We start from the raw sequence: 14464 nt of genomic DNA, 5'->3' as shown, positions 1-14464 counted from the left end.
CGCGACCAGGTATTTCATGAGCTTTCATTATTTTGCCGGCGCCGCCTGCCGGGCGCTGACGGCGCGGAAGGACGGCCCCTCGCTTTACGACGTCTGCGATCCCGTATTGTCAGGCCCCGCCAGCGGCGATCCGCATCTGGCCAAATTCTACAAGACCGCACTCGGCAATCCCGCGCTGCGGGTGCTGCTCCGGCGGGCCGGGCTGCCCGAGTTGCGCAACGAGGCCAAGCTCACCCGGCTGCGCGAGGCACTCACCCGCGCCCGCGACGAGGCCGAGCCGGACTGGGCGGCGGTCGGCCAGCCCGTCGCCGATCTCGTCGACAGCATCAGGCTCGACCATCCGAGGCCACCGCCGGCGCTGTTCGTCGGCGCCATGCCACAGGCTTCACAGATCGACGGCGTGATCCGCGACTGCGCGCAGCATCTGCTCGGCTCGTACCGCAAGAACGGTTTCCTGCCGACCTATGCCGCCTTCAACCTGATCGGCGACCCTGATTTCCGGGGACGCGAGCTGACCATGGCGCTCACCGGATTGAACGCGCGCGGCTACAAGAACTCCTCGCTGCTGTTCAATCTCGCCCGCGTCTTCATCGCGCGCTCGAAGGCAGCCGCCGTGGTCAATCCGCCCTGGACCGGCATCGCCGAGCCGATGTGGGAGCCGGTGCAGATCCGCCACCGCTCGGCCTATTACGATGCGTTCTTCATTGAAGCGCTGCTCAGCTTCGTTGAGACCGGGCTCGCTTCACCGGCCGACAAGACGGCGGCAGAGCGCGCCATCGCCGACATGGTCGATTTCTGCGTCAACATCAGCCGCGAGGAGGTCGAGGGCACCGACGGTGCGCGCTTCAATGTCATCACCGCGCTCGCGCCCGCGCCACATCCGCGCTTTTCCCGCTTCTTCGCCCAGATCAAGCAGGATCTCGGCTTCGGCGTCTATGTGCCGGACTGCGACACCACGGCCTGCTCGATCTCGGCGGCGACGCAGGCGGGCTGCACCGATCCGATCATCGACCAGCCGCTGCTGGATTTCTACAGCGGTTACCAGGTGCGCGCCGGCGTCAACGAGCCGCGCGTGACCGTGCCGCTCAATGACAATATCGACTACGAGGGCGGGGTCGCGACCTGGATCGACAATCTCAGGGGCGAACGGCCCTACGGCAACGATCTCGATCCGACGCTCAATCTCGACATTCTAGAGGTCAGCTTCCGCAACCTCGTGCGCTGGAAGATTCTGGAGACGCCGGCCCGGCTTGCGACCGTGCATCGCATCATCGGCTTCCAGAAGCGGCTCGCGGCCAGCGGCGCCTTCGCCAATCCGCGCTCGCACATCTATTACCTGCCGGAACTCTACAGCGCCTATTTCGGCCGCTGCTATGCCGCCTTCCTCGCGCTGCCGCTGGCGGCGCAGGGGGCGATCGATCCGGACGGCGACTTCGATTTCATCCGCCACCGCGTGCTCTCCTACGTCAAGGGCGAGCTGATGGCCGCCGAGATGAACGTGTTCGACGCGGCACTCGCCTTGATCGCGCTCGGCCATCTCGGCGCCGACCCGCGTGCCTTCGCGCCGGCGCTGAATGTCATCGTCGCGAGTCTGGGCGAAGGCGGCCGCCGCGGCCCGTTCCGCGCCTACGAATGGAACAAGATGAAGACGCCGACGCGGATCCTGGTGGGCGGACCGGAGGTGACGTCGGCGTTCGTGCTGATGGCGCTGGCGGTGGCGAAGCGGGCGATGGCGCGGGGGTAACGTGTCTTCCCCCTCCAGGGGAGGGTAAGTGGCGTCCACGACAATGACGGGAAGTTGAAAGCTTAATCGTTAGGCAAGCGCTGGCCGGGCGGCCAAAAGCCGACCACAATTGCGCGGCTTATCGAGATTTTCCTGAACACTGGACCGGCATGTTGCGAAAATTCCTGCTTGCGCTGTCTTTGCTCGCCCCGACGCTCGCCCAGGCCGCCGACATCACCGGCACCGCAAAGGTCCGCGACGGCGATTCCGTCGTGATCGGCAACACGAGGGTCCGGCTCGGCGGCATCGACGCGCCGTCGTCCGACCAGCTCTGCCTCAACACCCATACCGAGCGCTGGACCTGCGGGATCGCGGCACGCGACGAACTCGCCAAATACACCGAGGGCAAGAACTGGGTCTGTCATGCCCGCGCGATCGACCGGCGCGGCCGCACCGTGGCGCGCTGCGAGGTCGGCGGCGAGGACATCCAGAAATGGCTGGTGCGCAGCGGCTGGGCGCTGTCCTACACCCGCGTTTCGCACGATTACGACGCCGACGAGGCTGCCGCGCGTGAGGCTAAGGCCGGCATGTGGCAGGGCGCCTTCATTGCGCCCTGGGACTGGCGCGTGCGCAACAAGAAGACGACGATATTGGGCGCCACCAAGCCGCCGGAGGGAGCGCATGCCGTGCTGCTCGCTTCGGCCTCGGGGCCGGTCGCGCCCTCGCCGGACTGCACCATCAAGGGCAACGTCAACACCGCCGGCGAGTGCATCTATCACCAGCCGACCAGCCGCTGGTACACCCAGATCAAGATGAAGATCAGCAAGGGCACCCGCTGGTTCTGCTCGGTGGAGGAGGCGGAAGCCGCCGGCTGCCGCGAGACCAAACGATAACCCAGCCCTGCATTTTGCGTGCTTTTCTTGGCTTCCAGCAGCGCGTAAAAGTACGACTCGAGCGACCCACCAGCCTGTCCTCCAGCAACAAGGACCAACAGCAATGACCGTTCGCGCGGGCCGGGAATTTCTGGCCATCCCCGGGCCCACCACGATGCCCGACGAGGTGCTGCGGGCGATGCATCGTCCGGCGATCGACATCTACCAAAGAGATGCTCGACCTGACGGAGAGCCTGCTCAGCGACATCTCGAAACTGTTTGCGACCAGGGGCAAGTCCTACATCTACATCGCCAACGGTCATGGCGCCTGGGAAGCCGCGCTGAGCAACGTGCTCTCGCGCGGTGACAAGGTGCTGGTGCTGGAGAGCGGCCGCTTCGCGATCGGCTGGGGCAATGCGGCAGCGCTGATGGGTGCCGAGGTCGAGGTGCTCAAGGGCGACTGGCGTCGCGCGGTGCGGCCGCACGAAGTCGAGGAGCGCCTGCGCCGCGACAAGGAGCACAGGATCAAGGCCGTCGTCGTTGTCCAGGTCGATACGGCCTCGGGCGTGCAGAACGACATCGAAGCGATCGGCAAGGCGATCAAGGCGAGCGGTCATCCCGCGCTGTATATGGTCGACACCGTCGCCTCGCTCGGCTGCATGCCGTTCGAGATGGACAAATGGGGCGTGGACGTCGCGATGTCCGGCTCGCAGAAGGGCCTGATGACGCCGCCCGGCCTCGGCTTCGTCTCCGCCAATGCGCGCGCGCTCGAGGTGCACAAGAAGGCGAACATGTCGACGCCCTATTGGAGCTGGAGCGAGCGCGAGGGCACCGAGAATTATCGCAAATATGCCGGCACCGCGCCGGTGCATCTGCTGTTCGCACTGCGCAAGGCGATCGACCTGCTGCACGAGGAAGGGCTTGAAAACGCCTTCCGCCGCCACAGCCTGCTCGGCGAAGCCGCGCGCCGCGCGGTATCCGCCTGGACGGAAGGCCAGGTGCTCGGCTTCAACATCGCCGAAGCCAGCGAGCGCTCCAACACTGTGACCACGGTGACCATGAGCAACGGCCATGATCCCGCAGTGCTGCAACGCTATTGCAAGGACAAGTGCGGCGTGGTGCTCGGCACCGGCATCGGCGACCTCTCCGGACAAGCCTTCCGCATCGCCCATATGGGCCACATCAACGCGCCGATGCTGCTCGGCACGCTGGGGGTGGTCGAGATCGGCCTCAACGCGCTGAAGATCCCGCACGGCAAGGGCGGGCTGGAGGCGGCGGTCGCGTATCTCGGCGAAGAGGTGGCGGCGTAGGCGCAAGCCACCGCTGTCGTCCCGGCGAAGGCCGGGACCCATACCGCGTGATCTATCAGTGACGCACGGTGTGCGTACCACGAGAAGACTCTTTAACTACGAGTCTTCGCCAAATTCCTCCCTGGGGTTATGGGTCCCGGCCTTCGCCGGGACGACAGCGGGGTTTTTGGCTACTGCTGACCATCACAGCTGCAGTCTTGTAGCCCGGGTGAGCGAAGCGACACCCGGGATCTGCGCAAGGTTCCGCATATCGCTTCGCTCTTGCGGGCTACGGCTGCGGCACGCGATACGCCTCGACCTGCGCCTTCAGCTCCTCCAGCGACGCGAGCGGCGCCTTCGGATCGACCCGGTATTCCCTGCTCGCCAGCCATTTCAACACCATCGCGTCCACGGCCGGCGAATGGTGGATGACGTCGCCGTAATTGTTGAGGTCGTGGGTCACCGCCTTGATCGCGCGGAAATCGTGGAGGCGCACGTTGGGAAGCTGCGTCAGGCGCTGCGCGATGCGGGCCGTGAGATCGGTGACGATGGTCAGCGTCGCCGGTGAGGCATCGCGCATCGCGACGAATTGCAGGATCGAATAGGGCGGGAAGTAGACGTCGAAGGTCACGTCCGGATGGCGCGTGATCAGGCTGGCGGCGTCACGCTCGAAATGCCTGATCATGGCGTCACGCTCGTAGCCCTCGCCGAGAAAGCTGCTGCGCACCGGATCGGTGATATAGGCGAAGGCGGCGCGTGTCCTCTCGGCGTTGTAGGCGCGCGCGACGTCGAAATCCCGTGGCAGCGCGTAGATGTCGTCGACGTCGGACAGCGCGAACTTGACGGGGAGAAACGGCGCCGCACGGCTCAGCGGCTCCCGCAGCGGCGGGACAGACCGCAGCAGCGCGAACAGGGATTCCTTCGCCATCGGCCCGCTGAACAGATATGCCGCGATCCCCTTGGCCGTCCTCCGATAAAGATCGACGGACAGATAGGGATCGGCCTCGATGCCGGCCGCATCGACAAAGCTGAAATCGTCCATCGCCCAGATCACGCGCCGGGCGCCGCGATCGATCGCCTGCTCCAGCACAAAGCCCTGCTGGCGCGAATTGGACCCGGTCATCGCCAGCTTGAGCGAACGGACGCCGAGCGCGCGGTCGATGTCGCTCTGGCGGAAATGGATCGCGAGCGAGGTGCCGATGAAGGCGGTGTCGAACGACTGGCTGCGGATCAGCCCGGCATTCTGCATGCGCGTGTCGTCGGAATAGAACGGCGCGACGAGGCGCGACGGGCGGAACAGTTGCAGGGGATCGACGGCAAAGGTGAGCGCCGCGGCGCCCAGCACGCACGCGACGCTCGCAAGGAGAAGGCGCATCACGCTGGTGAACGATCCCCGCATCAGAACCGGAAGTAGATGAATTCGCTGCGGCTCTGGATGCCCAGAAGCCCGAATGCGAGCACGAGCGATGCACCATAGAGGAACAGCGGCCGCATGCGCCCTGCCCGCAAGCTTTCGCCAACCCTGCGGTTGCCGTGATCGTAGCCCATGATTCCTTGCGTGTTCGGCGCCAGCCACACCAGCGCCGCATAGATCGCGACCTGCACCAGCGCCGCGATCTCCTCGCGGCCGAGGACGATGTTCAAGGGATCAGTCATGGCACTGATGATCCGCAACGCCCAATCGACCCGCTCGGCGCGGAAGAACACCCAGGCGACGACGACGGCGAGGAAGGTCAGCGCGGCACCAAGGATGCGGACCGGGCGCGCATGAAGCGACGGGATGGTCTGCACCAGCGCGCTGAAGGCGTGATTGACGCAGAGATAGGCGCCGTGCAGCGCGCCCCACACCACGAATGTCCAGGCCGCGCCGTGCCAGAGCCCGCCGAGCAGCATCGTGATCAGCAAATTGACATAGCGCAGCACGTGGCCGCGGCGGCTGCCGCCGAGCGGGATGTAGAGATAGTCGCGCAGGAATTGCGACAACGTCATGTGCCAGCGGCGCCAGAACTCGACGATGCTCGCAGCCTTGTACGGCGAGTTGAAGTTGACGGGCAGGAAGATGCCGAACATCAGGGATATCCCGATCGCCATGTCGGAATAGCCGGAGAAGTCGAAATAGAGCTGGAACGTGTAGGCGAGCGCACCACACCAAGCCTGGTCGAAGCTCGGCGAGCGCGCTTCGAAGGCGAGCGCGACCAGGGGCTGGATGCCGTCGGCAAGGCAGGTCTTCTTGAACAGGCCGATGGCGAAGATGATGATTCCGCACAGGATCAGATGCGCGTGCGGCTGCTTGGACTCCTCCCGCTCGAATTGCGGGATCATGTCCTTGTGGTGGAGGATAGGCCCCGCGATCAGATGCGGGAAATAGGTCACGAACAGCGCGTAATGCGGCAAGGCATAACGCGCGACCTGGCCGCGATAGGCATCGACCAGGAACGCGATCTGGGTGAACGTGTAGAAGGAGATGCCGACCGGCAGCAGGATGTGGACCGCGACATGCGTGCCGAGCAGCGCATTGAGATTGTCGGCGGCGAAGCCCGCATATTTGAAGATGCCGAGCACGAGGAGATCGCCGGCGACACCAAGGGCAAGTGCCGCCCGGCGCTGCGTTGGCATGAGTTCCGCCGCAATCAGGAGATGGCCGACACCGTAGTTGAAGGCGATCGACGCCAGCAGCAGCGCGACAAACTGCCAATTGCCGATGGCATAGAAGGCGAGCGAGGCGACCGCCAGCCAGATCACCGGGGTCAGATTGCTACGCCGCCCGAGCCAGAAGTACCCGGCCAGCGCAGCCGGCAGGAACAGCAGGATGAACGGGTAGGAATTGAACAGCATAAGGCTGGACCGGCGGCGGGGTACTGCCCCTAAAGCATACACGGGGGCGATCAACAACCCGGCGACTTGGCGCAGTCCTTGCCGCAGCGGCGCTGGCAATCCGTGGAATCGGGACGATATAAGGGAGTGCATCTTCTCCCTCCCCCCGTTCTTACGGGGAGAGGGTCGGGGTGAGGGGCCTCTCTCCACACGCGAGATGGTCGAGAGACCTGTACCCCCTCACCCGGATTGCATCTCCGATGCAATCCGACCTCTCCCCGCAGGCGGGGAGAGGTAAGGAAGAGGCGCCATACGGACGTGAGATGATGAGGATCGAGTGACCCAGATCAAGACACCTCCCCAGCCCCCCGTCGCCCCGCGCCGGCCGCACAGCTTTACCCGGCACGGCATCACCGTGACCGACGACTATGCCTGGCTGAAGGACGAGAAATGGCAGGAGGTGCTGCGCGACCCCGGGGTGATCGACCCCGACATCCGCAAATATCTGGATGAAGAGAACGTCTACACCGAGAGCCTGCTCGGCCATACCGCGGCGCTGCAGAAGACGCTGGTGCGTGAGATGCGCGGGCGGATCAAGGAGGACGATTCCAGCGTGCCGTCGCCGGATGGCCAGTTCGCCTATTTCCGCAGGTTTCGCGAGGGCGGGCAGCACGAGCTGTTCGGCCGCATGCCGCGCGAGGGCGGCGACGGCCATATCGTGCTCGACGGCGATGCGCTCGCCAAGGACCACAAATATTTCAAGTTCGGCGGCAGCCGGCATTCGCCCGATCACAAGCTGCAGGCCTGGAGCGCCGACACCAAAGGCTCCGAATATTTTTCGATCCGCGTGCGCGACTGGGCGACGGGGAAGGACTTTGACGACCTCGTCGAGGAGACCGACGGCGGCATCGTCTGGAGCAAGGACGCGAAAAGCTTCTTCTATGTGAAGCTCGACGACAATCACCGGCCGATGCAGGTGTGGCGGCACCGGCTGGGGACGAAACAGGCCGACGATACGCTCGTCTATGAGGAGCAGGATTCCGGCTGGTTCACCCATCTGCACGAGAGCACCAGCGGCCGCTTCTGCGTGATCGCGGGCGGCGATCACGAGACCTCCGAGCAGCGGCTGATCGATCTCGAAAGCCCTGATACGCCGCCGCGGCTGGTCGCGGCGCGTGAGGAAGGCGTGCAATATTCGCTGGCCGATCGCGGCGATCAGCTCTTCATCCTCACCAATGCCGATGACGCCATCGACTTCAAGATCGTCACCGCACCGCTTGGCTCGCCCGAACGGAAGAACTGGCGCGATCTGATCCCGTGTCGTCCGGGGATCTACATCATCGACCTCGATCTCTATGCCGGCCATCTGGTGCGGCTGGAGCGCGCCAATGCGCTGCCGGCGATCGTGATCCGCGATCTCGCATCGAACGAGGAGCACGCCATCGCCTTCGACGAAGCCGCCTATTCGCTCGACACGATGGGCTCCTACGAGTTCGAGACAACGAACTTGCGTTTCGCCTATTCGTCGATGACGACTCCGTCGGAGGTCTATGATTACGACATGGCCAAGCGGACGCGGACCTTGCGCAAGCGCCAGGAGATCCCGTCCGGCCACAATGCGAGCGACTACGTCACCACGCGCATCATGGCGAAGGCGCAGGACGGCGCCGAGGTGCCGGTCTCGATCCTCCATCGCCATGGGCTGAAGCTCGACGGATCGGCACCGCTCCTGCTCTACGGCTACGGCTCCTATGGCATGGCGATGCCGGCCTCGTTCAACGCCAACCGCCTGTCGCTGGTCGATCGCGGCTTCGTCTATGCCATCGCCCACATCCGCGGCGGTGCCGACAAGGGCTGGGGCTGGTATCTCGACGGCAAGCGCGAGAAGAAGACGAATTCGTTCGACGATTTCGCCGCCAGCGCCCGCGCGCTGATCGACGCAAAATACACCAGCGCAAGGCGCATCGTCGGCCATGGCGGCTCGGCCGGCGGCATGCTGATGGGCGCGGTGGCCAACCGCGCCGGCGAGCTGTTCGCCGGCATCGTCGCCGAGGTCCCGTTCGTCGACGTGCTCAACACCATGCTCGACGACACGCTGCCGCTGACGCCGCCGGAATGGCCGGAATGGGGCAACCCGATCGAGAGCGAAAAGGATTTTCGCACCATCCTGTCCTACTCGCCGTACGACAATGTCGCGGCCAAGGCCTATCCGGCCATCCTGGCGATGGGCGGATTGACCGATCCGCGCGTCACCTATTGGGAGCCCGCCAAATGGATCGCGCGCCTGCGCGCCACCATGCGCGGCGGCGGCCCGGTGCTGCTGCGCACCAACATGGGCGCCGGCCACGGCGGCGCCTCGGGACGATTTGATCGTCTGGACGAGGTGGCGATCGTCTATGCGTTCGCGCTGTGGGCGGCGGGAATGGCGGAGGCCGGGATGTAGCCCCATCGTCGTCCTGGCGAAAGCCAGGACGACGATGGAGTGTAAACTACCTGCCGTTCTTCTTCCGCCATTCCGCGAAGTCGGTGAGCGTCTGCGGATCGGTGGCAGGATAGAGACCGAAGATGCCGCGCCCCTTGCCGACCTCCTCGGTGACGAAGTCCTCGAACGCGGTCATCTCGAACGTCTCGTTGGCGATATCGTCGGCAAGATGCGCGGGGATCACGATGACGCCGTCGGCATCGCCGAGGATGACGTCGCCGGGAAACACCGGCGCATCGCCGCAGCCGATCGGCACGTTGATCTCGATCGCCTGATGCAGCGTGAGGTTCGTCGGCGCTGAGGGACGATGGTGGTAGGCGGGGATGCCGAGCTTGGCGATCTCGGCGGAATCGCGAAAGCCGCCGTCGGTGACGACGCCGGCGACACCGCGCTTCATCAGCCGCGTCACCAGGATCGCACCGGCCGAGGCCGCGCGCGCATCCTTGCGGCTGTCCATCACCAGCACCGAACCGGGCGGGCAATCCTCGACCGCCTTGCGTTGCGGATGCGAGCGGTCCTTGAAGACGTCGATGGTGTTGAGATCCTCGCGCGCCGGCATGTAGCGCAGCGTGAAGGCCTCGCCGACCATGGTCGGCTGGTCAGGGCCGAGCGGGTGCACATCCTGGATCATCTGGATGCGCAGGCCGCGCTTGAACAGCGCGGTGGCGACGGTGGCGGTGGAGACGGATTTGAGCTTGTTGCGGGTGGCTTCGCTGAGTTTTGTCATTGGCGCTTTCTTTCTCGTTCGTCATTCCGGGGCGCGCCACTTGGCGCAAACCCGGAATCTCGAGGTTCCGGGTTCGCTTCGCGCCCCGGAACGACGGTGTTAGTAGATCGACGGCTCGCCGATCGGCGCGCCGAAATCGGTCTCGAGGAAGTCGAAGTCGCAGCCGTCATTGGCCTGCTTGATGTGCTTGGTGAACATCCAGCCATAGCCGCGCTCGAAGCGGCGCTCGGGCTGCTTCCAGGCGGCGCGGCGTTTTTCGAGCTCGGCTTCGCTCACATCGAGATTGATGGTGCGCGCGGCGACGTCGAGGGTGATGCGGTCGCCGTTCTGCACCAGGGCCAGCGGGCCGCCGATGTAGGACTCCGGTGAAACGTGCAGGATGCAGGCGCCGTAGCTGGTGCCGCTCATGCGCGCGTCCGAGATGCGCACCATGTCGCGCACGCCCTGCTTCACGAGCTTGGTCGGGATCGGCAACATGCCCCATTCCGGCATGCCAGGTCCGCCCTGCGGCCCCGCATTGCGCAGGATCAGGATGTGATCCTCGGTGACGTCCAGGTTGGGATCGTCGACCGCCTTCTTCATTGACGGGTAATCGTCGAACACCAGCGCTGGGCCCGTGTGCTTGAGGAAGCGCGGCGCGCAGGCGGAGGGCTTGATGACGCAGCCGTCGGGCGCGAGATTGCCCTTGAGCACGGCAAGCGCGCCTTCCTTGTAGATGGGATTGTCGACCGAGCGGATCACGTCGTCATTGTGCACCTCGGCATGCGCGATGTTCTCAGCCACCGTCTGGCCGGTGACGGTGATGCAGTCGAGATGCAGATGCGGCTTGATCTGGCCCATCAGCGCCGGCAGGCCGCCGGCATAGAAGAAGTCCTCCATCAGATAGGCATCGCCGCTCGGCCGCACGTTGGCGATCACAGGCACCTTGCGGCTCGCGATCTCGAAATCGTCGAGACCGATGTCCTGGCCGGCACGGCGGGCCTGTGCGATCAGATGGATGATCGCGTTGGTGGAGCAGCCCATCGCCATCGCGACCGCGATCGCGTTCTCGAACGCCTTGCGGGTCTGGATCATCTTCGGCGTCAGATCCTCCCACACCATCTCGACGATGCGGCGGCCACATTCACTGGCCATGCGGATGTGGTTGGCGTCCGCCGCCGGAATCGAGGAGGCGCCGGGGAGGGTCATACCGATCGCCTCGGCGATCGCCGTCATGGTCGACGCCGTGCCCATGGTCATGCAGGTGCCGTAGCTGCGGGCGATGCCGGCCTCGATGTCGAGCCAGTCCTTGTCGGAGATCTTTCCGGCGCGGCGCTCGTCCCAGTATTTCCAGCCGTCCGAGCCGGAGCCCAGCGTCTTGCCCTTCCAGTTGCCGCGCAGCATGGGACCTGCCGGCAGATAGATCGCCGGGATGTTCATCGAGGTCGCGCCCAGCAGCAGCGCGGGCGTGGTCTTGTCGCAGCCGCCCATCAGCACCACGCCGTCGACGGGATGGCTGCGCAGCAGCTCCTCGGCGTCCATGGCGAGCAGATTGCGGTAGAGCATCGTGGTCGGCTTCAGCAGCGATTCCGACAGCGACAGCGCCGGCAGCTCGAGCGGCAGGCCGCCGGCCATCAGGATGCCGCGCTTGACGTCGTCGACGCGCGACTTGAAGTGCATGTGACAGGGCTGCGCGTCCGACCAGGTGTTGAGGATCGCGATGATCGGACGGTCCTTCCACTCCTCGGGGGCGTAGCCCATCTGCATGGTGCGGGAGCGGTGGCCGAACGAGCGGAGATCGTCGGGCGCGAACCAGCGCGCGCTGCGGAGCTGGTCGGGTGTTTTCTTCTTGGTCATGATTGAGTGCCCCATTTCTGGACCGTGTTCCGCTCGATGGCGCGGAAGATCAGGTTCTCGACAAAGAGCCCGATGATAATCACCGTCAAGAGGCCTGCGAAGACGGCGGGTATGTCGAGGAGGTTGCGGTTCTCGAAGATGAACCAGCCGAGCCCGCCTTGGCCCGAGGACACGCCGAACACCAGCTCGGCCGCGATCAGCGTGCGCCAGGCGAAGGCCCAGCCGATCTTGAGGCCGGTGAGGATCGAGCCGAAGGCGGCGGGGATCAGGATTTTCGCCACATAAGGCAGCCCGCGCAGGCCGTAATTGCGCCCGACCATGCGCAGCGTGTTGGACACACTCTTGAAACCGGAATGGGTGTTGAGCGCGACCGGCCACAGCACCGAATGGATCAGCACGAAAACGAGGCTGCCGTTGCCGAGTCCGAACCAGATCAGCGCCAGCGGTAACAGCACGATCGCCGGCAGCGGATTGAACATCGCCGTGACGGTCTCGAGGAAATCGGTGCCGATGCGGGTCGAGATCGCAAGCACGGTGAAGATCGCGGCGAGCACGATGCCGGCCGAATAGCCCATGAACAGGACCTTCAGCGAGGCCCAAGCCCGCATTGGAATCGTGCCGTCCTTCACGCGCTCATACATCGTGACGATCGTGTCGTGGAGCGTCGGAAACAGCAGCGGATTGTCGAGGGCGACGCCGTAGGCTTCCCAGACTGCCGCCAGGAACAGAATGATGACGGTCTTGCGGACAAAACCGTCGTTCCACAACAGCTCGGCCACGCTCAGCTTGCGCTCGACCTCGGCAGCGCCGCTGGCAGCAGCGACCGACGCGTCACGCAGCAATATTCTCGCTTCGCCCATGTCGAGGCTCCCTCAATGCGCGGTGGCTTCGGCGGCGAACAGGAGATCGTGGATCTCCTTCTCCAGCCGGCCGGCGCTGCCGTCCGCACTCGAGACCTTGTCGACATCGACCACCTCGGCCTTGACGCGGCCGGGATGCGGCGACAGCAGGAGGATGCGGTTGCCGATGCGGATCGCTTCCGCGATCGAATGGGTCACGAACAGCACTGTGAACCTGGTCTCGCTCCAGAGCTGGAGCAGCTCGTCCTGGCAGGTCCGGCGCGTCAGCGCGTCCAGCGCCGCGAACGGCTCGTCCATCAAGAGAATGTCCGGCTCCATCGCCATGCCGCGCGCGATCGCGACGCGCTGCTTCATACCGCCGGACAGCGTGTGCGGATAGGCATCGACCACGCGGGTGAGGCCGACCTTCTCGATGTAGGCCCGCGCGCGGGCCTCGGCGTCCTTGCGCGGCAGCTTTCGTGCGGTGAGCAGCGGAAACATCACGTTGGCGAGCACCGTCTTCCACGGCAGCAGCTGGTCGAACTCCTGGAAGATCATCATGCGGTCGGCGCCCGGGCCGTGGATCTCGCGACCGTTGATGCTCATGCGGCCTTCGCTCGGGCTCATGTAGCCGCCGACGGCCTTGAGCAGGGTCGACTTGCCGCAGCCGGACGGTCCGAGCAGCACGAAGCGGTCGGACCTGTCGATGGTGAAGCTCACCCTCTCGGTGGCGGTGACGACAGCGCTGGAGGTCTTATAGCGCAGCGTCACTCCGTTGACGTCGAGCAGCGCCATCAGTTGCCCTTCAGGTCGTGCGCGACGGGGAGATAATAGTCGGTCCAGGCCTTGGGCTGATTCTTCAGCGTGCCGGTCTTGTAGAGATGGGCGGCGAATTTCATCGTACCCTGCGGCTCGAGATTCCACTCCATCATGCCGGGCTCCTTGAGGAGATCGAGCAGTTCCTCCACCGAGGTCTTGTCGCCGGTGATCTCCTTGTAGATCTCGACGGCCTGCCTGGTGTCGCTGCGGATCAGATCCTGCGCTTCCTTGGTGGCGTCGCGCACCGCCTGGATGATCTTGGGATTGGCGTCGGCGAATTTGGTCGTGGTGAAGAACTGGGCCTGGCTGAGCGGCCCACCCATCACGTCGGGCGACGACAGCACGACATGCGCACCGGGCACGTTCTTCAGCTCCAGGAACGTGAACGGCGGGATCGAGAAGTGGGTGTGCACCTCGTGCTTGGAATTGGCGAGCGCCGCATAGGCGTCGGGATGGCCGAGCTGCACGGTGTTGGCGTCGAGCTTGGACCATTGATCGGCGCCGAAGGCCTCGGCCGCCGCGATCTGAAGCACGATCGCCTGGGTCGAGACTTTCACCGTCGGCACCGCGATCTTGTCGCTGGGGCCGAAATCCCTGATCGACTTGATGTTGGCATCGCGGCTGATCAGCGTCATCGGCTGCGCCGAGGTTGCGACGATGCCCTTCACGCCGCCGCGGGTGCGGTCCCACAGCAGCAGCAGATTGCCGGTGCCGGTGTTGAGGATGTCGACGCCGCCTGCGAGCAGCGCATCGGTCTGCGCGCCGCCGCCGGAGAAGGTGACCCATTTGGTCGTGACGCCTGATACCCCGAGCGAAGCGGCATGCTTCTCGATCAGCTTCTGCTTCTCCATGATGTGGCTCGGCATGTAGAAAATGCCGGGCTGGCGCGACAGCGAGACCTCGGACTTCTGCTGTGCATGCGCCGCGGACACCGAGAGGGCGGTTGCGGCGATCAGGGCGGCAGCCGCAAGCTTGCTACGAAGATGCATCATCATTGTTGTGTGTTTCCTCCGGCCAGCGTCGAGCTGCGTTGACCCTGCTGATGCACTAATATATTAGTGCA

At 64.9% G+C, this 14464-nt stretch carries 10 protein-coding genes and 1 pseudogene; 4 read left to right on the top strand and 7 right to left on the bottom strand.

Going from position 1 to position 14464, the window contains the following annotated elements; all coding sequences use genetic code 11:
- Positions 1-16: 16 nt before the first annotated feature.
- The 3 genes and pseudogenes from ACFLEY_RS01890 to ACFLEY_RS01880 all read left to right on the top strand — a co-directional run bounded on the left by ACFLEY_RS01890 (position 17) and on the right by ACFLEY_RS01880 (position 3905).
- Positions 17-1744 (top strand): hypothetical protein, encoded by a 1728-nt coding sequence (locus tag ACFLEY_RS01890; RefSeq protein WP_060909778.1) that lies wholly within the window; start codon positions 17-19, stop codon positions 1742-1744.
- Positions 1745-1893: 149 nt separating this feature from the next.
- The gene (locus ACFLEY_RS01885) at positions 1894-2616 is read left to right on the top strand and encodes a thermonuclease family protein (RefSeq protein WP_011083204.1); all 723 of its coding nucleotides are present in this window, start codon (positions 1894-1896) and stop codon (positions 2614-2616) included.
- Positions 2617-2719: 103 nt separating this feature from the next.
- Positions 2720-3905, top strand: a pseudogene (locus tag ACFLEY_RS01880) (pyridoxal-phosphate-dependent aminotransferase family protein).
- Between the two features lie 268 nt (positions 3906-4173).
- Here the strand turns inward: ACFLEY_RS01880 and ACFLEY_RS01875 are convergent.
- Both ACFLEY_RS01875 and ACFLEY_RS01870 read right to left on the bottom strand, forming a co-directional pair.
- Positions 4174-5283, bottom strand: coding sequence for a hypothetical protein (locus tag ACFLEY_RS01875; RefSeq protein WP_060909777.1), 1110 nt, complete (start codon positions 5281-5283; stop codon positions 4174-4176).
- Entirely contained in the window at positions 5283-6719 is a 1437-nt protein-coding gene (locus tag ACFLEY_RS01870; RefSeq protein ID WP_060909776.1) for an MBOAT family protein, read from the bottom strand. Before ACFLEY_RS01870 ends, ACFLEY_RS01875 begins: the two co-directional genes overlap by 1 nt.
- A 316-nt stretch (positions 6720-7035) precedes the next feature.
- Here ACFLEY_RS01870 and ACFLEY_RS01865 point away from each other — a divergent pair, with 316 nt between their 5' ends.
- Complete coding sequence (locus ACFLEY_RS01865; RefSeq protein WP_060909775.1) at positions 7036-9141, top strand: S9 family peptidase; 2106 nt, start codon at positions 7036-7038, stop codon at positions 9139-9141.
- A 46-nt stretch (positions 9142-9187) separates the two neighbouring features.
- On the opposite strand, the gene ACFLEY_RS01860 is transcribed toward ACFLEY_RS01865, so the two are convergent.
- The 5 genes from ACFLEY_RS01860 to ACFLEY_RS01840 all read right to left on the bottom strand — a co-directional run bounded on the left by ACFLEY_RS01860 (position 9188) and on the right by ACFLEY_RS01840 (position 14396).
- Complete coding sequence (locus tag ACFLEY_RS01860; RefSeq protein WP_060909774.1) at positions 9188-9907, bottom strand: ribonuclease activity regulator RraA; 720 nt, start codon at positions 9905-9907, stop codon at positions 9188-9190.
- A 99-nt stretch (positions 9908-10006) separates the two neighbouring features.
- Entirely contained in the window at positions 10007-11743 is a 1737-nt protein-coding gene (gene araD / locus ACFLEY_RS01855) for an L-arabinonate dehydratase (protein ID WP_060909773.1), read from the bottom strand.
- Positions 11740-12603, bottom strand: a complete 864-nt coding sequence (locus ACFLEY_RS01850) for an ABC transporter permease (RefSeq protein ID WP_396604483.1) — start codon at positions 12601-12603, stop codon at positions 11740-11742. Before ACFLEY_RS01850 ends, araD begins: the two co-directional genes overlap by 4 nt.
- Positions 12604-12615: 12 nt before the next feature.
- The gene (locus ACFLEY_RS01845; RefSeq protein WP_060909771.1) at positions 12616-13377 is read right to left on the bottom strand and encodes an ABC transporter ATP-binding protein; all 762 of its coding nucleotides are present in this window, start codon (positions 13375-13377) and stop codon (positions 12616-12618) included.
- The gene (locus ACFLEY_RS01840; RefSeq protein WP_060909770.1) at positions 13377-14396 is read right to left on the bottom strand and encodes an ABC transporter substrate-binding protein; all 1020 of its coding nucleotides are present in this window, start codon (positions 14394-14396) and stop codon (positions 13377-13379) included. The genes ACFLEY_RS01845 and ACFLEY_RS01840 overlap by 1 nt, the downstream gene beginning before the upstream one ends.
- Positions 14397-14464 lie beyond the last annotated feature (68 nt).

Origin of the sequence: Bradyrhizobium sp. YCK136 (assembly GCF_044570075.1) — a bacterium.
Lineage (GTDB): Bacteria > Pseudomonadota > Alphaproteobacteria > Rhizobiales > Xanthobacteraceae > Bradyrhizobium > Bradyrhizobium diazoefficiens.
This window is presented reverse-complemented; position numbering and strand designations above follow the sequence as displayed.

Excerpts from the sequence above, each read along its gene's own strand:
- ACFLEY_RS01845 (WP_060909771.1), bottom strand. The coding sequence starts at position 13,377 with ATGGCGCTGCTCGACGTCAACGGAGTGACGCTGCGCTATAAGACCTCC.
- ACFLEY_RS01840 (WP_060909770.1), bottom strand. The coding sequence starts at position 14,396 with ATGATGATGCATCTTCGTAGCAAGCTTGCGGCTGCCGCCCTGATCGCC.
- ACFLEY_RS01850 (WP_396604483.1), bottom strand. The coding sequence starts at position 12,603 with ATGGGCGAAGCGAGAATATTGCTGCGTGACGCGTCGGTCGCTGCTGCC.
- ACFLEY_RS01870 (WP_060909776.1), bottom strand. The coding sequence starts at position 6,719 with ATGCTGTTCAATTCCTACCCGTTCATCCTGCTGTTCCTGCCGGCTGCG.
- araD (WP_060909773.1), bottom strand. The coding sequence starts at position 11,743 with ATGACCAAGAAGAAAACACCCGACCAGCTCCGCAGCGCGCGCTGGTTC.
- ACFLEY_RS01890 (WP_060909778.1), top strand. The coding sequence starts at position 17 with ATGAGCTTTCATTATTTTGCCGGCGCCGCCTGCCGGGCGCTGACGGCG.
- ACFLEY_RS01885 (WP_011083204.1), top strand. The coding sequence starts at position 1,894 with ATGTTGCGAAAATTCCTGCTTGCGCTGTCTTTGCTCGCCCCGACGCTC.
- ACFLEY_RS01875 (WP_060909777.1), bottom strand. The coding sequence starts at position 5,283 with ATGCGGGGATCGTTCACCAGCGTGATGCGCCTTCTCCTTGCGAGCGTC.
- ACFLEY_RS01860 (WP_060909774.1), bottom strand. The coding sequence starts at position 9,907 with ATGACAAAACTCAGCGAAGCCACCCGCAACAAGCTCAAATCCGTCTCC.